This window comes from Kitasatospora sp. NPDC036993, from assembly GCF_055607525.1.
Genome location: NZ_JBVJRP010000003.1, coordinates 608818 through 628296, shown reverse-complemented (window position 1 = coordinate 628296; position 19479 = coordinate 608818). Strand labels below are relative to the sequence as shown.

Genomic DNA, 19479 nt, shown 5'->3' with positions numbered 1-19479 from the left:
CCGGAGGCGGGTTCGGACGCGGCGGGGATGAAGACGCGTGCGGTGCGGGACGGGGATTTCTGGGTGCTGAACGGTGTGAAGCGGTGGATCACCAATGCGGGGGTGTCGGAGTTCTACACGGTGATGGCGGTGACGGACCCTTCGATGCGTTCGAAGGGGATCTCGGCGTTCGTGGTGGAGAAGGGCGACGAGGGGGTGTCGTTCGGGGCGCCGGAGCGGAAGCTGGGGATCAAGGGGTCGCCGACGCGTGAGGTGTACTTCGACGATGTGCGGATTCCGGCGGACCGGATGATCGGTGTGGAGGGGACGGGTTTCGCGACGGCGATGCGGACGCTGGATCACACGCGGGTGACGATCGCGGCGCAGGCGGTGGGGATCGCGCAGGGGGCGTTGGACTACGCGAGTGGGTATGTGCGGGAGCGTCGGCAGTTCGGGAAGGCGATCGCGGAGTTCCAGGGTGTCCAGTTCATGTTGGCGGACATGGCGATGAAGCTGGAGGCGGCGCGGCAGTTGACGTATGCGGCGGCGGCGAAGTCGGAGCGTGGGGACGGGGATCTGACGTTCTTCGGTGCGGCGGCGAAGTGTTTCGCGTCGGACGCGGCGATGGAGATCACGACGGACGCGGTGCAGTTGCTGGGTGGGTACGGGTACACGCGGGACTATCCGGTGGAGCGGATGATGCGGGACGCGAAGATCACCCAGATCTACGAGGGCACCAACCAGGTCCAGCGGATCGTGATGGCCCGCAACCTCCCGTAACCGGCCGGCGAGCGAACCACGGCGCGTACCACGCGCACCGGCGGCCGGGCCCGTGAGCGGCCCGGCCGTCGACGCCGCCCCCGTCCGTGGATGTTAGGTTCCGGTGAATGAGCGATCAGGAAGAGCAGGACCAGTCCATGAATGACGGGCCCTCGAAGCCGGCGATGCGCGAGGCGCTGGTGGCCGCGGCCTTCGAGCTCTTCCTGGAACGGGGCTTCGAGCAGACGACCGTCGACGACATCGTCTCGCTGGCCGGTGTCGGGCGGCGCTCCTTCTTCCGCTACTTCCCGGCGAAGGAGGACGTGGTCTTCCCCGACCACGAGCGCAGCCTCGCCGAGATGACGGAGTTCCTGGACTCGGGCACCGGCGAGGAGGACCCGGTCAAGCACGCCTGCGACGCCGCCCGCCTGGTCCTGCGGATGTACGCCGAGCAGCCCTCCTTCTCCGTCCAGCGCTACCGGCTGACCCGCAAGGTGCCCGGCCTGCGCGCGTACGAGCTGTCCGTGGTCTGGCGCTACGAGCACACCCTCGCCGCCTACCTGCGCGGCCGCTTCGCGGACCGCCCGGACGGACCGCTGCGCGCGGACGTGATCGCCGCGGCCGTCGTCTCCGCGCACAACCACGCCCTGCGCACCTGGCTGCGCTCGGGCGGGGAGAGCGACTGGGTGGCCGAGGTGGACGCGGCGATGGCCTTCGTCACCGGCACCTGGAGCGACCGCCCGGCCGAGGCCGCCGACGAGGGCGAGTCCGACGAGGTCGTGGTCCTGGTCGCCAGCCGCCGGGCGCCGCTGTGGCGGATGGTCCAGGGCATCGAGAGCGCCCTGGGCGCCGACACCCGCCAGGCCTGACGACACCCGCCAGGCCTGACGACGCGCGCCAGGCCTGACGGCACCCGCCGGGGCCGGCGGTGTCTGCCGGGCCTGACGGCACCCGCCAAGCCTGACGGCACCTGACGACACCTGACACCCGCCGGAGCCTCAAGGGCTTCGCCTCACCCGTGCGGCGCAACCGCGCCCGGCCCGGCACCGCCCGGTCTCCCGCGCGCCGTGCGGCGCCCCGGCGTCCGGGCGAGACTCGGTCGCAGGACGGGGCCTCCCGGGCATCGGGCGGCCCGGGAGCGTGAGGGAGCGGCGATGCCGGAGACGTCCCAGCAAGGGGGCAGCGGCCCGACCCTGCGCGAGGTGCTGCTGCACAGGGGCTACCTCCGGCTGCTGCTGATCTCGGCACTGGTCGGCATCCCGGTCTCGCTGGCCGCCTTCGGCTTCGTCGGCCTGGAGCACGAACTCCAGCACTGGGTCTGGGAGAGCCTGCCCGAGGCGGCCGGCTACGGCCGCGCCCCCTGGTGGTGGCCGCTGCCCGCGCTGCTGCTGGCGGGCCTGCTGCTGGCCCCGATCGTGACCCGGCTGCCCGGCCACGGCGGCCACGTCCCGGTGGACGGGCTGGGCGGCCCGCCCACCGCGCCCGCCGCCGTCCCCGGCGTGGTGCTGGCCGCACTGGCCTGTCTGCCGCTCGGCGCGGTGCTCGGCCCGGAGGCGCCGCTGATGGCGCTCGGCGGCGGGCTCGCGCTGCTCGCCGTCCGGTCCGCCCGGCGGGCCGAACAGCCGCAGCTGGTGGCGGTGTTGGGTACGGCCGGCGCGGCGGCGGCGATCTCCACCATCTTCGGCAGCCCGCTGGTGGCCGCGGTGATGCTGATCGAGGCGGCCGGGCTGGGCGGCCCGCAGCTGATCGCGCTGATCCTGCCCAGTCTGCTGGCCGGCGGGGTCGGCGCGCTGGTCTTCACCGGTTTCGGTCACTGGACCGGTCTGTCGATCGGAGCGCTCTCGCTGCCGCGCCTGCCGAGGAGCGGTGTGCCCGACCCGGGGGACTTCCTCTGGGGCGTCCCGCTGGCCGTCGCGATCGCCCTGCTCTGTGTGGCCGGGCAGACCGTCGGCCGCCGGGTGAAGACCCTCACCACGACCGGCACCGCCCGGCAGACCGCCCTCCGTACCGTGCTGTGCGCGGTCGCGGTCGGCGGCTGTCTCGCCGGGTACGCCCTGCTCACCGGCCGCTCCCCGGAGGAGGCCGCGCTCTCCGGGCAGGCCACCCTGGGCGTGCTCGCCGCGGACCCGGGGGCCTGGCCGGTCGGCGCGCTGCTCGCGCTGGTGCTCTGCAAGGGGCTGGGCTGGTCGATCGCCCTCGGCAGCCTGCGCGGTGGCCCGATCTTCCCGGCGATCCTGCTCGGTGCGGCCCTCGGCACGGCCTGTTCCTCGTTGCCGGGCTTCGGCGCCGCACCCGCCCTGGCCGTCGGCCTCGCGGCCTCCGGTGCCGCCGTCACCGGCCTGCCGGTCACCGCTACCGTGCTGGCCGCCGCCCTGCTCGGCGGCGAGGCGGCGAACTCGATGCCGCTGCTGATCGTGTCCACGGTGGCGGCCCTCATCACCGCGGAGTCGCTGCGCGGCCGGCCGAAGCGGGACTCCGCCCCGGCCGGCCGTACGGGGGCCGCCCCGGTCAGCTGACCTCCTGGCCAGGGCCGTCCGCGACCGCGGTGAGGTACTGCTCGATCTGCTGCTGGTTCTCCACCAACCGCAGGCACAGGTGCCGCAGTTGGGCCAGCTCGTCGGGGTCGAAGCCGCGGAAGACGGCGGCCATGGCGCGTTCGGTGGGCACCCGGAACTCCTCCAGCCAGGCCAGCCCCTCGGCCGTCGCCGTGACCAGCACCGCCCGCCGGTCGTCCGGGTCGGGGGAGCGGCGGGCCAGCCCCTCCCGTTCCAGGGTGTCCACCAGCCCGGTCGCGTTGCGCGGACTCACCCCGCCGGCCCGCGCCAACTCGCCCACCGTCAGCCCGGATTCATCCGCCTCACCCGCTTCGCGGGCCGCACCGAGCCGCACCAGCACGTCCAGTGCCCCCGCGCTCAGCCCGCGCCCCTGCGATCCGTGCGCCCGCAGCTTCTCCACCGCGTGGAACGCCGACCGCGCGGCGGCGGCCGCCTCCAGCGCCAGGGTGTCCCCGCCCTTGGTGAACACGCCCATCGCGGTCCGCACCCTGCTGTCGTACAGCCGGCCCTCGGCGTCCCGCCCCAGCGGGCCGGTCGCCGTCTCCCCAGATTTATTTACCTGCTTCATAATGAAGCCATTCTGCACTGCCTTGGGAGCCTGTCAAGGGGCTGCGGGCTGGGGGCTGCCGACTCGATCGGCGCTGCGGGTCGTCGACGTTCGCCGGGCGGGGCCGTCGGCGCCGCCGCCGGAGCGGCCCCGCGGCGGGCGCCCGGCCGTAGTGGAGGGTGACCCGGAGTGCTCCGGCCGACTGATTCGCCAGACAGGCGTACGAACTGTATTTCTGCTGATGGGAGCGGCGTTTCTGACGGACTGTGAGACCGCGCGGGTGCGGGCACCGGTTGCGGCGGGATCCGGGGCATGGCTCCCTGAGTCCTGTGCGGGGCCGATCGGCGCCGCCGCCCGTGAACCCCGAAAACTCCGTGGAGGAGATCTTCATGCGTGCTCTCAAGCGAGTCGTGGCCGTCGGTGCTCTCACCGTCCCGCTCGTGATCGGCTGCGCCGGCCTGGCCTCGGCCCAGGAAGGCCTGGACGCGTCCTTCGGCAAGGGCCAATTCATCGCCAACGAGAACGGCGCGGGTGTCGCCAGCACCCAGTCCTCCGTCAGCCCCGACGGGGTCTCGCACGCCGACTTCTGGATCTGGGCCGACGACACCGGCGTCTACGGCTCCTTCACGGGATCCGGCGCCACCTGGCAGAGCGAGTGACGTAGCCCGCGGGCCCCGAGGGGAAAACCGCGATGGAAAAGCAGAAGGGCCCCAGATCGACTGGGGCCCTTCGTTGGTGTCCGAGGGGGGACTTGAACCCCCACGCCCGATAAAGGGCACTAGCACCTCAAGCTAGCGCGTCTGCCATTCCGCCACCCGGACCGGGTGTCGCCCTCGCGATTTCCGATCTCTCGTCCGTCGCGCTGACAGATGTAACTGTAGCAAAGATCGGCTTGGGCTCCCAAAACGGTTCCCGGCCGGGGACCGGGGCCGGTGGCGGGGGCAAGGACCGGCGTGTGGCGGCGGCGTGACCAGGGGGTTTCGGGGCAGTGCGGGGGGTGGATCGGGATCCGGGGCTGGGGGAGGATGGGCGGACGTGCTCGTACGGCCCGGGTGCAGGTCCCGGGGGTGGCGCGCTGGTGCGTCGGTGCGGGCCCAAGACGAGGAGTGACCGTGAGCGAGCGGAGCGAGTCGGCGGCCCCGAAGGTGACGGCTGAGTCGGAGGTCGCCGAGATCTGTCGCGATCTGATCCGGATCGACACCAGCAACTACGGGGACGGGTCCGGGCCGGGCGAGCGCAAGGCGGCCGAGTACGTCGCCGAACAGCTCGCCGAGTTCGGGCTCGAACCGAAGATCTTCGAGTCGGCCAAGGGCCGGGCCTCGACCGTGGTGCGGATCGAGGGCGAGGACCGCTCCCGTCCCGGCCTGCTGATCCACGGCCACACCGACGTGGTGCCGGCCAACGCCGCCGACTGGACCCACGACCCGTTCGGCGGCGAGATCGCGGACGGCTGCGTCTGGGGCCGCGGGGCGGTCGACATGAAGGACATGGACGCGATGACCCTGGCGGTCATCCGCGACCGGCTGCGCACCGGCCGCAAGCCCCCGCGCGACATCGTGCTGGCCTTCCTCGCCGACGAGGAGGCCGGCGGCACCTACGGGGCGCGCTTCCTGGTGGACAAGCACCCGGGGCTGTTCGAGGGCGTGACCGAGGCCATCGGCGAGGTCGGCGGCTTCTCCTTCACGGTCAACGACCAGGTCCGCCTCTACCTGGTGGAGACGGCCGAGAAGGGCATGCACTGGATGCGCCTGACGGTCGAGGGCCGGGCCGGCCACGGCTCGATGGAGAACGACGACAACGCGATCACCGAGCTGTGCGAGGCGGTCGCCCGGCTCGGCCGGCACCAGTTCCCGCTGCGGATCACCAAGACCGTCCGGGCCTTCCTGGACGAGCTGTCGGACGCCCTCGGGGTCGAGCTGGACCCGGAGAACATGGACGAGACCCTGCGGGTGCTCGGCGGCATCGCCAAGATGATCGGCACCACGCTGCGCAACACCGCCCAGCCGACCATGCTCGGCGCCGGGTACAAGGTGAACGTGATCCCCGGTCAGGCCACCGCGCACGTGGACGGGCGCTTCCTGCCCGGCTACGAGGAGGAGTTCCTGGCCGAGCTGGACAGCGTGCTCGGCCCGCGGGTGAAGCGCGAGAGCCTGCACTCGGACAAGGCGATCGAGACCGGCTTCGACGGTGCCCTGGTCGAGGCGATGCAGACCGCGCTGCGCGCCGAGGACCCGATCGCCCGGGCGGTGCCGTACTGCCTGTCGGGCGGGACGGACGCCAAGTCCTTCCAGGACCTCGGAATCCGCTGCTTCGGCTTCGCGCCGCTCCAGCTGCCGCCGGAGCTGGACTTCGCCGGGATGTTCCACGGCGTGGACGAGCGGGTGCCGGTGGACGGCCTGAAGTTCGGCGCCCGGGTGCTGGACCGCTTCATCGACGCCTGCTGATCAGGCGACTGGGTCGGCCCGCTCCCGGAGTGCCGGGGGCGGGCCGACCGCATTGTCGGAGCTGATGATTGTGGGACGGGTTGAGGGAGATCGACAGAAACGATTCTTCCGAGAATTCCAGGCTGATCATGTGTGCGAGTCATCACCGTTGCGGGTGAATGGGAGATTCCTTCCGTACCCCGTTTGCCGCAGTGTCGTTCATCCCTGTGCAGCCCGCCGAACGGGTTGCGTTGTCCATACAGGAGGAATGATGAAGGTCAAGAAGATCGCCGCTGTCACCGCCGCCACCGGCGGCCTGGTGCTCGCCGCCGCCGGTGTGGCGTCGGCTCAGGCCGGCGCCGAGGGTGTGGCCGCCGGTTCCCCGGGTGTGGTGTCGGGCAACCAGATCCAGATTCCGGTGCACGTGCCGGTCAACTTCTGCGGCAACACCGTGAGCGTCATCGGCGTGCTGAACCCGGCGTTCGGCAACTTCTGCGCCAACACCTGAGCCGACCTCCGGGCCGCCGAGGCCTGTTGAGCGGACTCGACGACCCCCGGGCGGCGGACGCGCCGCGCCGGGGGCGTTCGGGTTTCCGGCGGGCGGGGGAGGCCCCGGATACACGGAGCGCGACACGATCGCTCGATCGGGTGAAGCTGATTCGTTCGGCTCAACCTCGCCGTTGGCCTCTCGTTAACTCGTGTGCAGTCGAAGCCCTTGCGTGATTTACGGATATTCCGAAATTCCGACTTTCGCAAGGTTCATGTCAAGGTCGACACGTCGTCTCGAAATGTCAGGGGAAAACATGAGGAATGTAGCCAAGAAGGGGATCCTCACGGCCGTGGCCACCGGCAGTGTGCTGGCCTCGGCCGCCGGCTACGCCTACGCGGGGGGCGCCGAGGCACAGGGGGGTGCCGTCGGCTCGCCCGGCGTCGCTTCGGGCAACTCGGTGCAGGTGCCGATCGAGGTGCCGATCAACGCCTGCGGCAACACGGTCGACGTGATCGGCTTGCTGAACCCGTCCTTCGGCAACCACTGTGCCAACGCCAGTGGCGGGAGCCATCACGCGGGCCGGCCCGCCCAGGGCGGCCAGCCCGGCGGAGCGGGCAGCGGCCAGGGCGGCAGCGGCCACACCGGCGGAGGCGCGGGTGGCGGCTCCGGCACCGGCGGGGGCTCCGGTGGCACCGGCATCCCGGGCACCACCGGCATCCCGGGCACCACGGGTATCCCGGGCACCACCGGTATCCCGGGCGCCACCACCGTCCCTGGGGCCAGTGCCTCCGGCGTTGCCACCAACTCGGCCGGTGTGATCTCCGGCAACAGTGTCCAGGCGCCGGTGGACGTTCCGGTCAACGCCTGCGGCAACTCGGTGAACGTGGCCGGCGTCGGCAACCCGGCCTTCGGTAACGACTGCGTCAACGTGGCGAAGGCCGCCCCGAAGCCGGTCGAGGAGTGCGAGGAGGCCTGCCCGACCACGCCCCCGTCGCCGCCGCAGACCTCGGCCGAGGAGGTCACCCGCAACGGCGCTCCGGCCCCCGTGGCCACCTCGGCCGCCGCCGTGACGCCCGTCGCCGCGGCCGAGAGCGCCCTGGCGGCCCCGGCTGCCGCCCCGGCCGCCCAGCTGGCCTCCACCGGTGCCGGCGGCGTCGAGCTGCTCGGTGCCGCCGGCCTCGCGCTGCTGCTCGGCGGCGGTGTGCTCTACCGCCGCTCCCGCGCCGGCGTCCGCTGACGCGGCGGACCAGGGGCCGCTGACCCGGCCCCGCGCGCACCCACCGTGGGAACGACGCGCCCGCGGCCGCCGAGTGAACGGGCGGCCGTGGGCGCGTGAAGGGTCGGTGCGAGTTCTCCCCGGGGCCGGGACGCCCCGTCCGTCACCAGGCCCGGACCTGCCGGATGATCCGCCGCTTCAGCCGTACCGTCCGGCTGCCGTCGGGAAACAGCCTGAGCCGGTCGAGCTCCCAGTGCCCGTACTCGGCGTGCTCGGTGAGCAGTTGGCGGGCCGCGTTGCGCGTGGTGCCGCGCGGCATGCGCAGGGACTGGTACTCGTACTCCGGCTGCCGGACCGGCTTGCGTGGGATCAAAACGCTCCTCCTGGGGATCACCTTCGGGCAAGCCTACGGCCTGCCCCGGACAGTCGGTCCGGGTATTTCCGGCCGTCCTCCCGTGCGGAAGCGGTGCCCCGGGGGGATGCGGTCCGACCGGTCGACTGACAGTGCATCAGTTCTGTTGTCGCCGTGGAGGGGATACCCCGATACCGGCGCGCGAAGCGGCACCCGGACGGCTCCGCAGGGCCCGGCGCGCGCCCTCCGCGCCCGTTGCGCGCCGGTACCGCACGGGGACGAACCGGCACCGATCGGACATCAGGGGGGAAGTTGCGGTGAAAACGAGGGTGTAGGTGACAACCGCTGTGCGTACCGGCGCCGCGGGGAGATAGCGTCTGCACCATGTCTGATGCCGCGCAGCCCACCATTGCCGAGGTACGCGCCGCCGCTGAGGCGGTCAAGGCCGCCATCGACCGTCATCTGGAAGCGGTGTCCAGCCCCAACGCAGCCGATGATCCCGCCGTGTCCGCCGCCTACGAGCAGCTCGCGACGGCGGCCATCGCCTACGACCAGCTCCTGTACGAGGCCTACGACGAGGTCACGCCCTTCGAGATCCCCGGGGACGAGGGACCCGGCGGGTACCACGGCCCCGAACAGCCCGAGGCGATCAGCGTGTTGATCCGCCGCGACTACCACGTCGTCGACCCCAAGCGGCTGCGTGCCCAGGCCGAGCGGCTGGACGAGTCGCTGACCCCGGGCGGCGTGGGCGCCGGCGAGGTGAACGCCGCGATCGGGGTGCTGTTCGGCGAGTACGAGCCGGACGAGATCGCCGCCCGCAGCGAGGAGTTCGGCCTGGAGGAGGCCGACTCGACGCTCTGGGTCGCGGCCGCCGAGCCGACCGATCCGGGGGAGTGGCTGCCGGAGCCCTTCGAACACGCCGATCCGCAGCTGCTGATCTGCCGGTTCGACGTGAGCGAGGTCTACGACGACGAGGACCCTGACGACTGAAGCAGTCGACGACCGAAGCCGTCCGGGACGGCCGACGGGCGGGCCCGGGACCACCGGGGCCCGCCCGTCGCGCGTCTCCGGCCGGCCGGCGCGGCGGGTCAGTACGCCGAGGCGGCGTTCTCGGCGAGGATCGCCCGGAGCCGGGTGGTGCGCGGCTGCGCCGGGCGCCCGGTGACGGCCTGGCCGAGCGCCGGGCCCGCCGCGTGCACCACGGACAGGTGCCGCTCGCCGCGGCCGAAGGCGGTGTAGACCCACTGCCGGGTGAGCACCGGGGCGGCGTCCTCGGGGAGCACCACCACCGCGCCCGGCCAGCGCCGGCCGAGCGCCTGGTGGACGGTCAGCGCCCAGCCGTGCCGCAGCCTGGCGGCCTCGGCGGGCGGGACGGTCCGGCGCGAGCCGTCCGTGTACTCCAGGTGCAGACCGGTGGCGTCGCCGTCCAGCACCCGCGCCGGGCGGGTGGTGCCGGGAGCGGGGGAGTCGACCACCCGGTCGCCCGGGTCGAAGCCGCCGAACCGGCCGGGGCCGGGGTTGAGCCTGGCCTTGGCGGCGGCGTTCAGCGCCCGGGTGCCGGCCGGGCCGCCGTGGCCAGGGGTGAGCAGCACCACCTGCTCGGCCGGGATGCCGAGCGCGCGCGGGATGGAGTCGGTGAGCAGCTGAATGGCGCGGTGGACGGCCTCGCCGCCGTCCTTGGCGGTCAGGATGACCACCTCCTTGTCCGGCGCCTCGACCGGCTGGAGCTCGCCGATGCCGATGCCGGAGACCAGTTCGCCGATCGGGCCGAAGTCCGGGGTGCGGGAGGCGACCGCCGGGCAGACCTTGGCGGCGAGCAGGTCGGCGAAGAACCGGCCGGGGCCGGCCGACCAGAGCTGACCGGGATCGCCGCTGAGCACCAGCCGGGTGCCGTCGGCGAGCGACTCCAGGACGATGGCGGCCAGGTCGACGTCCAGCAGTGGCGCGTCCAGGACGACCAGCAGGTCCAGGGCGAGGGTGCCGTCCGGGGCGCGGCCGGGGCCGGCGGTGCCGGAGAGCAGCTCGGCGAGGGTGACCACGGGGGTCTCGGTGCCGTCCGGGGCGCCGGCGAGCGCGGCGAGGGAGTCCCGGCCCTGGTCGGTCCAGGTGGCGGCCCAGGCCCGCAGCCCGAGGCCCCGGGCGGCGGCGACCAGGGTGGCCGGTTCGGCGCGGGACGCCTCGCCGCCGGTGTGGAGCACCAGGGCGCTGTCGGCGACGGCGCGGATCAGGGCGGTCGCGGAGGAGGACGGGGCGGCCTCGGCGGCGGCCGCCCAGGCGCTCGGACCGGGGGCGGCGGGGCCCCCGGCGGCCTCGGCGCTCACGGTGTCCTCGGAGTCTGCGGTGCCCGGCGTGTCCTCGGTGTCCGGCGCGCCCTCGGTGTCCCCGCCCGGGACGAAGGTGGCCATCAGCTGGACCAGCTTCTCGGCGAGGCTCTCCTCCGCCAGCGCCAGCCCGGCCAGCCCGAGCAGCGTCCGGGTCGGTGCCTCGTCCTCCTCGTCGCCCCCCGTCGCCTGCGCCTCGGGGCCGGTCAGCTCCTCCTGGAAGGACAGCACCCGTCCGTCCTCGACGGCGGCCCGGATCGCGTCGGCCGGTTCGGGCATCCGGAGCCGGTCCAGGCCGGCCGCCACCTCGGAGAGCTCCAGGGCGGAGTGCCCGCGCAGCGCCGCCTGCTCCAGCAGCCACGGCACCAGCGCCCGGGCGCGGCGCTGGTCGTCCGGGCCGGCGCCGGCGCCGAGCAGTTCCCGGGCGAAGCCGTCCGCGTGCTCGGGCCGGACACCGGGCAGGCTCAGCACCGCCCACGGGTCCTCGCGCAGCCGCGCGGGGGCCTCCTCGCCGAACGCGGCCACGGCGGCCGCCGCCAGCTCGGCCGGGGCGCCGCCGGCGGTCAGCACCTCGGCGGTGGCGCGGAGCGCCTCATCGCGCTGCTCGTCGGAGACCACCGGAGCCGGAGCAGCGGGAGCGACCGGAGCGGCCGGGGTGACCGGGGCGGGTGGGGCAGCCGGGGCGGGAACAGCCGGCTCCGAAGCCTCGGCCGCCGACGCGTCGGGCTCCGGAGCCTCGGCCGCCGAGGGCTCCGCCATCGAGGCCTCCGCGCGGGCGGCACCCGCCCGCGCGGCGTTCGACCCGGCGTCCTCGGGCTGCATGCCGCGGATCCGCTGCGCCAGCTCCGCGAACGCGGCGGCCTTCGCCTCGGGGGTCAGCCGGGCCCCGGAGGTCACCTCCGGAGCGCCGTTCCCGGTGTCAGTCATCGTCGTCCGCTCCAAGGGTCACTCCACTGCACGTTCTGTTCGACGACCCGGGCCGGGGTCACAACTCGGTCCAGCCCTGGTCCGGGTAGCGGTGCACCGGCGACGAGATGTCGTCCAGCGCACCACGGATCTCATCCGGAAGCGTAAGCGCCTCCACCGACAGCGCCGCCTGGAGCTGGGTCACCGTCCGCGCTCCGACCAGCGCGCTCGCCACCCCCGGCCGGTCCCGGACCCAGGCCAGCGCGACGGCCAGCGGGCTGCTGGCGAGCCCGTCGGCGGCGGTGGCGAGGGCGTCCACGATCCGCCGCGAGCGGTCCCCGAGGTACGGCTGGACGAACCCGGTCAGGTACGGCGAGGCCCCGCGCGAGTCCTGCGGGATGCCGTGCCGGTACTTGCCGGTGAGCACCCCGCGCCCGAGCGGCGAGCCGGCCAGCACCCCGACCCCGGTGTCCAGCGCGGCGGGCAGGGCCTCGCGCTCGATGCCGCGCTGGAGCAGCGAGTACTCCAGCTGCGCACCGGCCAGCGGCACCCGCCCGTGGTGGGCGTGCTGCCAGGTGGCGGCCCGGGCGAGCTGCCAGCCGCTGAAGTCGCAGACCCCGACGTAGCGGGCGCGCCCGGAGGAGACGGCGATGTCGAGGGCGCTGAGCGTCTCCTCGACCGGCGTCGCGGAGTCGAAGGAGTGCAGCTGCCACAGGTCGACGTAGTCGGTGCCGAGCCGGCGCAGCGAGGCGTCCAGGGCGGCGAGCAGGTGGCCGCGCGAGCCGTCGAAGCGGCGGGCGGACTCGGGGACGCTGCCGGCCTTGGTGGCGATGACGAGCTCGGAGCGGGGGACCAGGTTGTCGGTGAGCCGGGAGATCAGGTACTCGGCGCCGCCGTCGGCGTACACGTCCGCGGTGTCGACCAGGTTGCCGCCGGCGTCGACGAACTCCTTGAGCTGCTCGGCGGCCTCGTGCTCGTCGGTGTCGCGGCCCCAGGTCATGGTGCCGAGGCCGAGCCGGGAGACCTGGAGACCGGTGCGGCCGAGGTGACGCTTTTCCATCGGACGGGTCCTCCACTGGCCGGTGGCCCCGGGAGCCCCGGCAGCCCTGTAAACGCGCAGGTGGAGAGAGTGCTCCCCACCCCGGCCGAGCGTAGCGGCCGGTGCCCGGGCAGGGGTGCAGACCCGCAGACGACCGTTCGCGGCGGAAACCGGGCGGGTGTGACCCAGCCCACCACTACCCGTCAGTAGCATGACGGGTCGGGCGCGGCTACCCTCGCCACCAACCCCAACCCACTGGAAGGTGCGGCAGATGCGACTCGGGATCAACCTCGGATACTGGGGACTCGGCATGGACGCCGACAACGTCGCCGTGGCCCAGGAGGCGGACCGGCTCGGCTACTCGGTCTGCTGGGCGGCGGAGGCGTACGGCTCGGACGCCGCGACCGTGCTCAGCTTCGTCGCCGCGAGGACCGAGCGGATCGACGTGGGCTCGGCCATCTTCCAGATCCCGGCCCGCACCCCGGCCATGACCGCGATGACCGCCGCGACCCTGGACACCCTGTCCGGCGGCCGGTTCCGGCTCGGCCTCGGCGTCTCCGGGCCGCAGGTGTCCGAGGGCTGGTACGGCGTCAAGTTCGACAAGCCGCTCGCCCGCACCCGCGAGTACGTGGAGATCATCCGCAAGGCGATGTCCCGCGAGCGCCTGGTGCACGAGGGCGCCCACTGGACGCTGCCGCTGCCCGGCGGCCCCGGCAAGCCGATCAAGCTCACCGTGCACCCGGTGCGCGAGCACATCCCGGTGTACATCGCCGCGATCGGCCCGAAGAACCTGGAGCTGACCGGTGAGATCGCCGACGGCTGGCTCGGCATCTTCTTCTCGCCCGAGCACGCCGCGATGTCCCTCGACCCGCTGACGGCCGGCCGCGCCAGGGCCGGGAAGACGCTGGAGGGCTTCGACCTCTGCCCGACCGTCAACCTCGCGGTCGGCGAGGACGTCAAGGCCGGGGTGGACGCCCTGCGCTCGTACGCCGCGCTCTACATCGGCGGCATGGGCAGCAAGGAGAAGAACTTCTACAACCAGCTGACCCGGCGGATGGGCTACGAGCGGGCCGCCGACGAGATCCAGGAGAAGTACCTGGCCAGGGACTACGCGGGCGCCGCGGCCGCCGTCCCGCACGACCTGATCGACGCCACCTCGCTGATCGGCGACACCGCGCGGATCGCCGACCGGATGCAGGCCTACGCCGACGCGGGCGTCAGCACGCTCACCCTGGCCCCGTCCGGGTTCACCCTGGACGAGCGGATCCACGCGCTGCGCGCCGGCGTCGAGGCGCTGGAGCGCGCCGGGCTGGCCTGACCGGACGGCGGGCGGCACGGCGGGCGCTACAGCCAGTCGTGCCGCTTGAACACCCGGTGCAGCACCAGGCAGACCACCACCATCAGCACCAGCACCGCCGGGTACCCCCAGACCTGGTGCAGCTCGGGCATGTGCTCGAAGTTCATCCCGTAGACGCCCGCGATCATCGTCGGCACGGCGGCCAGCGCCGCCCAGGCCGAGATCTTCCGCATGTCGTTGTTCTGCTCCACGCTGACCTGCGCCAGGTTGGCGTTCAGGATGTCGGACAGCAGCCGGTCCATGCCGTCCACCTGGTCGCTCACCCGGGCCACGTGGTCGGCGACGTCCCGCAGGTAGGGCGCGGTCTCGGGGCGGACGAAGCGGACGCCGCGCTCCAGGGTCAGCATCGGCTCCAGCAGCGGGCCGGTGGCCCGGCGCACCGACATCACCTGGCGCTTGTAGCCGTAGATCCGCCCGGCGGTGTCCCGGCCGACCCGGCCGGGGGAGAAGATGTCCGCCTCCAGTTCGTCCAGGTCGGTCTGGAGCCCGGCGGCCACCTCCATGTAGCCGTCCACGATGGTGTCGCAGACCGAGTGCAGCACCGAACTGGGCCCGTAGCGCAGCAGCTCGGGCTCCTGCTCCAGGGCGGTCCGCAGGCCGCTGAGCGGGCTGTCCTCGCCGTGCCGGACGGTCATCACGAAGTCGGGGCCGAGGAAGACCATCACCTCGCCGACCGTGACGACGTGTCCGCCGGGGTGGTATCCGAGGGTCTTCAGGGCGACGAACAGCGAGCCCTGGTAGGCCTCGACCTTGGGGCGCTGGTGGGCGCTGACGGCGTCCTCGACGGCCAGCGGGTGCAGCTCGAACTCGGTGCCGACGTGGTCGAGTTCCTCGGCGGTGGGCTCGAACAGGCCTATCCAGACGAAACCGTCGGGACCGGCCGCGCGGGCGGCGGCGAGCGCGCCGGCCAGGTCCTCGGGGGCCTCGATCCGGCGGCCTTCGTGGTAGGCGGCGCAGTGGACGATCATGCGGGCCATTGTCACCCGGAAGGGGCCGGCGGGCACGGATACGGGTCCTACCGGTTCCCCCGGCCCACCCCGCCCGGTCTCCCCGGCCCGCCCAGCCCGGTTCCCCCGGCCCACCGCGCCCGGTCCCGGCACCGGGCGGGAGACCGGGGCCCACGGCCGGGCCCCGAGGCCGTAGGGTGGCCCCATGCCGACCCTGCTGCTCGTCCGTCACGGCCGCTCCACCGCGAACACCGCCGGGATCCTGGCCGGTTGGACCCCCGGCGTGGACCTCGACGACACCGGGCGCGCCCAGGCCGCCGCCCTGGCCGGCCGGCTGGCCGGCATCCCGCTGGTGCAGGCGGTCAGCAGCCCGCTGGAGCGCTGCCGGCAGACCCTGGAGCCACTGCTGGCGGCCAGGCCCGAGCTGGGCCCGCCGGCCGAGGACGAGCGGCTGGGGGAGTGCCACTACGGCGAGTGGACCGGTCGCCCGCTGGCCGAGCTGGCCAAGGAGCCGCTCTGGCGCACCGTGCAGGACCACGCCGCCGCGGCGGCCTTCCCCGGCGGGGAGTCGCTGCGCGAGCTGAGCCACCGCACGGTGGACGCGGTGCGCGAGTGGAACCGGAAGATCGCCGCCGAGCACGGCGAGGACGCGGTCTGGATCGCCTGCTCGCACGGGGACGTGATCAAGGCCGTGGTGGCCGACGCGCTCGGGCTGCACCTGGACCACTTCCAGCGGATCAGCGTCGAGCCCTGCTCGGTCACCGCGATCCGCTACACCCCGCAGCGCCCGTTCGTGCTGAGGATGGGCGACACCGGCGACCTCGCCCCGCTCGCGCCCCGGCCGGGCCCGGCCGCGGCCACCCCGACCGGCGACGCGGTGGTCGGCGGCACCGCCTGAGCCGTTCCGCCGACGGGGCGTCCGGGGAGGCGCCGTCCAGGGCGGCACCGTCCGATTCCCCGGGTGCCACCCCGCCCGCGGCCGCCGGCTCGGCTCCCCGGCCGGAGCCCGAAGGTCGTAGGGTGACTGATGAGTCCATCCGGTCGCGATCCGCCCCCGGCGGAACCGCGCCGACCGACACGATCCGGAGCGAGAGCGTGCCCCGTCAGGTCTACTTCTACGACCAGCCCGAACGGTTCGTGGCCGGCACCGTCGGTCAGCCCGGCGCCCGGGCGTTCTACCTTCAGGCCAGTGCCCGGGGCCGGATCACCAGCGTGCTGCTGGAGAAGACCCAGGTCGCGGCGCTCGCCGAGCGCATCGAGGAGGTCCTGGACGAGGCGCTGCGGCGCAGCGGCGGCGACTCCGTCATCCCGGCCGCCGCCCCGAAGGACCTGCTCGACACCGCCCCGCTGGACCTCCCGCTGGAGCAGGAGTTCAGGGTCGGCACCATGGCCCTCGCCTGGGACAGCGCGGACGGCTGCCTGGTGGTCGAGGCGCAGGCGCTGATCGAGGACGAAGAGGAGGAGGCCGCCGAGGCGGTCTTCACCGACGACGAGAACGGCCCGGACATGCTGCGGGTGCGGCTGTCCGGCGCGATGGCCCGGGTCTTCGCCAAGCGCGCGCTGGACCTGGTCGCGGCCGGCCGCAAGCCCTGCCCGTTCTGCAACCTGCCGCTCGACCCGGAGGGCCACCTGTGCCCGCGCGCGAACGGCTACCGGCGCTGAACACCGACACCCCGCCGCAGGCCGACCCGGCGGCGGCCGCCGCGCTGGCCGCCGACGTGCCCACCGCCCTCGCGCTGCTGCGCCAGGGCGAGCTGACCGTGCACGGCCGCCTCACCGAGGCCTCCAACGCCGCGCTGTACTGCACGGTGGCGCACGGTTCGCTGCGCGCCCAGGCCGTCTACAAGCCGGTGGCCGGCGAGCGCCCGCTGTGGGACTTCCCCGACGGCACGCTGGCCGGCCGGGAGGTCGCCGCGTACGAGCTGTCGGCCGCGACCGGCTGGGGGCTGATCCCGCCCACGGTGCTGCGCGAGGGGCCGCACGGGCCCGGCATGGTGCAGCTGTGGGTGGAGCCGGACCCGGGGGCCGGGCCGCTGCTCGCGCTCCAGGACCCGCGCGGCCCCGAGGAGGGCTGGCTGCCGATCGTCCGGGCCGAGGTCGAGGGCGGGCGGACGGCCCTGCTGGTGCACCACGACGACCGGCGGCTGCGCCGGCTCGCCGTCCTGGACGCGGTGCTCAACAACGCCGACCGCAAGGGCGGCCACCTGATCCCGTCCGCCGACGGCCGGGTGTACGGGATCGACCACGGTGTCACCTTCAGCACCGAGGACAAGCTGCGCACCCTGCTCTGGGGCTGGGCCGGCGATCCGCTGCCCGACGAGGCGCTGGAGGTGCTGGCCCGGCTGGCCGGGCAGCTGGACGGTGAGCTGGCCGAGCGGCTGGCCCCGCACCTGACGGCGGCGGAACTGGACGCGACCCGGGCCAGGGTGGCCGGGCTGCGCGGGTCCGGCCGGCACCCGCTGCCCCCCGAGGACTGGCCCGCGATTCCCTGGCCCCCGGTGTAGCCCAGGGGTACCGACGGGGGCGGGGCGCCGCCCCCGGAGCGCGGGTGGTCCCGACCGGTCTCGAAATCGGCGGCAGATGGTCTGGACCTGTCCCCGGAATAGGTCGCACACTGCTCCGATGGATGTGCGACGGACCACCCCCACCCCCCGAGTCACGCCGGACCTGCCGTTGCACCGGTTACAGGTCCCGCTGCCCCATCTGCTGCCCTTCGCCGTCGGAAGTTTCGACGCGATCGGCCCGCTCTCGCGGGCCGGATTCCCCCACCGCCACTCGTTCTACGAGATCGTCCACGTCACCGGCGGCCACGGCGCCCACGTCCTGGACCTCGTCCACCGGCCGTTGGCGCCACCGCAGTTGTGCGTGATCAACCCGGGCCAGGTGCACTACTGGGCGGACACCGAGGAGCTGACGGGCCGGGTCGTCCTGTTCAACGAGGACTTCCTGCTCGGTCACCCCCAGGACCTCGCCGCCCTGCGGGCCCTGTCCACCCGTCCTGCCCTCGCGCTCGGTGAACAGGCCGACGCGGTCGGCGCGTTGCTCGACGACATGGAAGACGAGTACCGGACCAGGGCGCCCGGCTACCAGGGTGTGCTGCGGGCCAGCCTGCACATCCTGATCGTCCGGGCGCTGCGCGCCTGCGCACCCGCCGACCGCCCGGCGGTGCCCAGCCGCCCGGCCGAAGTGGCCGCCGCCTTCACCCGGTTGATCGCCCGGCCGGGCGGGGTGCGGCACTCGGTGGCCTCCACCGCGCAGGAACTCGGCGTCTCGCCAGGGCACTTGCAGACCCTGGTGAAGCAGGCCACCGGCCGGACCCCGGGCGGACTGATCCGCCGCCAGCAGACCTTGGAGGCCAAACGGCTGCTCGCCTGCACTGATCTGACGATTCGTCAGGTATCCAAGGAGGCCGGCTTCGTCGACCCCGCGTACTTCTGTCGCTTCTTCCGCCGGGAGACCGGGATGACGCCGGGGGAGTTCCGCTCCCGGGTCGACGGAAATCACCACGATCCCCGGATCATGTCCATCGCGGTAGCGCCGGACGGCCCGTAACTTTGCTGCTGGCCACCGGTGGCCGGTCCGGCGCGCGTGGACGGGCGACCGGTCCGGCCCTTGTCATGCCCCCACCATGGCAAGGGCCGCCCCCACCCCCCCGCCTCACGAAAAGGAGACGGCGCATGCCCACGCCCGACGGCATGATCAGCCGCAAGTCCGTCCTCAAGGCCGCCGCCGCGCTAGGGGCTGCCCCGCTGCTGGTCGGCGGCGGAGTCGCCCTGGCCCGGGACCAGGCCGGCACCGGCGAACCGCTCAGCCTCACCCCCGAGTGCCACGACGGGGACGCCCCCACCATCGAGCAGACGGAGGGCCCGTACTTCAAGCCCAACTCCCCGCTGCGCAGCTCGATGGTCAACGACGGCCCCGGCACCCACCTGATCGTCAGCGGCTTCGTCTTCGGCCGCGCCTGCCGGCCCATCTCCGGCGTACTGCTGGACTTCTGGCAGGCGGACAACAACGGCGACTACGACAACGTCACCTACACCTTCCGCGGCCACCAGTTCACCGACGCCAACGGCGCGTACAAGCTGGACACCATCGTGCCCGGCCTCTACCCGGGCCGCACCCGGCACATCCACGTCAAGCTCCAGGCCCCCGGCCGCCCGATCGTCACCACCCAGCTGTACTTCCCGGGCGAGCCGCGCAACAGCACGGACACCATCTACGACGCCCGGCTGCTGATGAACGTCCGGCAGAACGGCAACACCCGCGAAGGCAGCTTCGACTTCGTGCTGAACGTCGCGCAGACGCCCGGCACGCCGAGCCCGACGCCCACCACGCCCACGCCCACCGCCACCAACACGGGTGGTCCGACCACGCCGCCCGGCGGCACCTGGACCCCGGGCACCCTGTACAACGCGGGCGACCGCGTGACCTACTCCGGCGTCTCCTACACCTGCCTCCAGGGCCACACCGCCATGGCCGGCTGGGAGCCGCCGAACGTGCCGGCCCTCTGGAAGCGGTCGTAGCGGCTCCGGCCGCATCCCCAGGGGTGCCGGGCGCCCGGTCGGCGGCAGGGTCGACCGGGCGCTCA

At 73.7% G+C, this 19479-nt stretch carries 19 protein-coding genes and 1 tRNA gene; 14 read left to right on the top strand and 6 right to left on the bottom strand.

Features of this window, described 5'->3' with window-relative positions:
* From ACZ7C5_RS09100 to ACZ7C5_RS09090, 3 genes are all read left to right on the top strand, one after another.
* Window positions 1–759 (top strand): acyl-CoA dehydrogenase family protein (locus ACZ7C5_RS09100; protein WP_470322314.1); only part of this gene is annotated, 759 nt, incomplete at its 5' end.
* A gap of 164 nt (window positions 760–923) precedes the next feature.
* Complete coding sequence (locus tag ACZ7C5_RS09095; protein WP_188301826.1) at window positions 924–1607, top strand: TetR family transcriptional regulator; 684 nt, start codon at window positions 924–926, stop codon at window positions 1605–1607.
* Window positions 1608–1892: 285 nt separating this feature from the next.
* On the top strand, window positions 1893–3254 hold the full coding sequence (locus ACZ7C5_RS09090; protein ID WP_470322313.1) for a chloride channel protein: 1362 nt from the start codon (window positions 1893–1895) through the stop codon (window positions 3252–3254).
* On the opposite strand, the gene ACZ7C5_RS09085 is transcribed toward ACZ7C5_RS09090, so the two are convergent.
* Complete coding sequence (locus ACZ7C5_RS09085) at window positions 3247–3861, bottom strand: MarR family winged helix-turn-helix transcriptional regulator (protein ID WP_470322312.1); 615 nt, start codon at window positions 3859–3861, stop codon at window positions 3247–3249. The two genes, ACZ7C5_RS09090 and ACZ7C5_RS09085, sit on opposite strands and share 8 nt — an antisense overlap.
* A 368-nt stretch (window positions 3862–4229) precedes the next feature.
* Between ACZ7C5_RS09085 and ACZ7C5_RS09080 the strand changes: the two genes are divergently transcribed.
* Window positions 4230–4499: a hypothetical protein gene (locus ACZ7C5_RS09080; protein ID WP_401087724.1), complete on the top strand. Its 270-nt coding sequence runs from the start codon at window positions 4230–4232 to the stop codon at window positions 4497–4499.
* 74 nt (window positions 4500–4573) lie between these two features.
* Here the strand turns inward: ACZ7C5_RS09080 and ACZ7C5_RS09075 are convergent.
* Window positions 4574–4661: transfer RNA gene (locus ACZ7C5_RS09075), tRNA-Leu, on the bottom strand.
* 291 nt (window positions 4662–4952) lie between these two features.
* On the opposite strand from ACZ7C5_RS09075, the gene ACZ7C5_RS09070 reads away from it, so the two are divergent.
* From ACZ7C5_RS09070 to ACZ7C5_RS09060, 3 genes are all read left to right on the top strand, one after another.
* Window positions 4953–6284, top strand: a complete 1332-nt coding sequence (locus tag ACZ7C5_RS09070) for a M20/M25/M40 family metallo-hydrolase (protein ID WP_049659731.1) — start codon at window positions 4953–4955, stop codon at window positions 6282–6284.
* 250 nt (window positions 6285–6534) lie between these two features.
* Complete coding sequence (locus ACZ7C5_RS09065; protein ID WP_401087722.1) at window positions 6535–6771, top strand: chaplin; 237 nt, start codon at window positions 6535–6537, stop codon at window positions 6769–6771.
* A 295-nt stretch (window positions 6772–7066) separates the two neighbouring features.
* The gene (locus tag ACZ7C5_RS09060) at window positions 7067–7990 is read left to right on the top strand and encodes a chaplin (RefSeq protein WP_470322311.1); all 924 of its coding nucleotides are present in this window, start codon (window positions 7067–7069) and stop codon (window positions 7988–7990) included.
* Between the two features lie 142 nt (window positions 7991–8132).
* Here ACZ7C5_RS09060 and ACZ7C5_RS09055 read toward each other — a convergent pair whose 3' ends face one another.
* Window positions 8133–8339, bottom strand: coding sequence for a DUF5703 family protein (locus ACZ7C5_RS09055; RefSeq protein WP_401087767.1), 207 nt, complete (start codon window positions 8337–8339; stop codon window positions 8133–8135).
* A 366-nt stretch (window positions 8340–8705) separates the two neighbouring features.
* Between ACZ7C5_RS09055 and ACZ7C5_RS09050 the strand changes: the two genes are divergently transcribed.
* The gene (locus ACZ7C5_RS09050) at window positions 8706–9311 is read left to right on the top strand and encodes a hypothetical protein (RefSeq protein WP_188301825.1); all 606 of its coding nucleotides are present in this window, start codon (window positions 8706–8708) and stop codon (window positions 9309–9311) included.
* Between the two features lie 98 nt (window positions 9312–9409).
* Here the strand turns inward: ACZ7C5_RS09050 and ACZ7C5_RS09045 are convergent, their stop codons facing one another.
* Window positions 9410–11569 (bottom strand): helix-hairpin-helix domain-containing protein, encoded by a 2160-nt coding sequence (locus ACZ7C5_RS09045; RefSeq protein WP_470322310.1) that lies wholly within the window; start codon window positions 11567–11569, stop codon window positions 9410–9412.
* A 58-nt stretch (window positions 11570–11627) separates the two neighbouring features.
* Window positions 11628–12608, bottom strand: a complete 981-nt coding sequence (locus tag ACZ7C5_RS09040; RefSeq protein WP_470322309.1) for an aldo/keto reductase — start codon at window positions 12606–12608, stop codon at window positions 11628–11630.
* Between the two features lie 250 nt (window positions 12609–12858).
* On the opposite strand from ACZ7C5_RS09040, the gene ACZ7C5_RS09035 reads away from it, so the two are divergent.
* Complete coding sequence (locus tag ACZ7C5_RS09035; RefSeq protein WP_470322308.1) at window positions 12859–13905, top strand: LLM class F420-dependent oxidoreductase; 1047 nt, start codon at window positions 12859–12861, stop codon at window positions 13903–13905.
* Between the two features lie 26 nt (window positions 13906–13931).
* Here the strand turns inward: ACZ7C5_RS09035 and ACZ7C5_RS09030 are convergent, their stop codons facing one another.
* Window positions 13932–14912, bottom strand: a complete 981-nt coding sequence (locus ACZ7C5_RS09030) for a magnesium and cobalt transport protein CorA (RefSeq protein ID WP_470322307.1) — start codon at window positions 14910–14912, stop codon at window positions 13932–13934.
* 184 nt (window positions 14913–15096) lie between these two features.
* Between ACZ7C5_RS09030 and ACZ7C5_RS09025 the strand changes: the two genes are divergently transcribed.
* The 5 genes from ACZ7C5_RS09025 (at window position 15097) to ACZ7C5_RS09005 (ending at window position 19414) form a co-directional block, all read left to right on the top strand.
* Complete coding sequence (locus ACZ7C5_RS09025; RefSeq protein WP_401087692.1) at window positions 15097–15789, top strand: MSMEG_4193 family putative phosphomutase; 693 nt, start codon at window positions 15097–15099, stop codon at window positions 15787–15789.
* A 197-nt stretch (window positions 15790–15986) separates the two neighbouring features.
* Window positions 15987–16553 (top strand): DUF3090 domain-containing protein, encoded by a 567-nt coding sequence (locus ACZ7C5_RS09020; RefSeq protein WP_401087691.1) that lies wholly within the window; start codon window positions 15987–15989, stop codon window positions 16551–16553.
* A 44-nt stretch (window positions 16554–16597) separates the two neighbouring features.
* Window positions 16598–17395, top strand: coding sequence for an SCO1664 family protein (locus tag ACZ7C5_RS09015; RefSeq protein ID WP_470322324.1), 798 nt, complete (start codon window positions 16598–16600; stop codon window positions 17393–17395).
* A 169-nt stretch (window positions 17396–17564) separates the two neighbouring features.
* Window positions 17565–18443, top strand: coding sequence for a helix-turn-helix transcriptional regulator (locus ACZ7C5_RS09010; protein WP_401087689.1), 879 nt, complete (start codon window positions 17565–17567; stop codon window positions 18441–18443).
* Window positions 18444–18568: 125 nt separating this feature from the next.
* Complete coding sequence (locus ACZ7C5_RS09005; protein WP_401087687.1) at window positions 18569–19414, top strand: dioxygenase family protein; 846 nt, start codon at window positions 18569–18571, stop codon at window positions 19412–19414.
* Window positions 19415–19479: the final 65 nt, after the last annotated feature.

Excerpts from the sequence above, each read along its gene's own strand:
- ACZ7C5_RS09060 (WP_470322311.1), top strand. The coding sequence starts at position 7,067 with ATGAGGAATGTAGCCAAGAAGGGGATCCTCACGGCCGTGGCCACCGGC.
- ACZ7C5_RS09050 (WP_188301825.1), top strand. The coding sequence starts at position 8,706 with ATGTCTGATGCCGCGCAGCCCACCATTGCCGAGGTACGCGCCGCCGCT.
- ACZ7C5_RS09030 (WP_470322307.1), bottom strand. The coding sequence starts at position 14,912 with ATGATCGTCCACTGCGCCGCCTACCACGAAGGCCGCCGGATCGAGGCC.
- ACZ7C5_RS09045 (WP_470322310.1), bottom strand. The coding sequence starts at position 11,569 with ATGACTGACACCGGGAACGGCGCTCCGGAGGTGACCTCCGGGGCCCGG.
- ACZ7C5_RS09035 (WP_470322308.1), top strand. The coding sequence starts at position 12,859 with ATGCGACTCGGGATCAACCTCGGATACTGGGGACTCGGCATGGACGCC.
- ACZ7C5_RS09085 (WP_470322312.1), bottom strand. The coding sequence starts at position 3,861 with ATGAAGCAGGTAAATAAATCTGGGGAGACGGCGACCGGCCCGCTGGGG.
- ACZ7C5_RS09040 (WP_470322309.1), bottom strand. The coding sequence starts at position 12,608 with ATGGAAAAGCGTCACCTCGGCCGCACCGGTCTCCAGGTCTCCCGGCTC.
- ACZ7C5_RS09080 (WP_401087724.1), top strand. The coding sequence starts at position 4,230 with ATGCGTGCTCTCAAGCGAGTCGTGGCCGTCGGTGCTCTCACCGTCCCG.
- ACZ7C5_RS09005 (WP_401087687.1), top strand. The coding sequence starts at position 18,569 with ATGCCCACGCCCGACGGCATGATCAGCCGCAAGTCCGTCCTCAAGGCC.
- ACZ7C5_RS09090 (WP_470322313.1), top strand. The coding sequence starts at position 1,893 with ATGCCGGAGACGTCCCAGCAAGGGGGCAGCGGCCCGACCCTGCGCGAG.
- ACZ7C5_RS09065 (WP_401087722.1), top strand. The coding sequence starts at position 6,535 with ATGAAGGTCAAGAAGATCGCCGCTGTCACCGCCGCCACCGGCGGCCTG.
- ACZ7C5_RS09025 (WP_401087692.1), top strand. The coding sequence starts at position 15,097 with ATGCCGACCCTGCTGCTCGTCCGTCACGGCCGCTCCACCGCGAACACC.
- ACZ7C5_RS09095 (WP_188301826.1), top strand. The coding sequence starts at position 924 with ATGCGCGAGGCGCTGGTGGCCGCGGCCTTCGAGCTCTTCCTGGAACGG.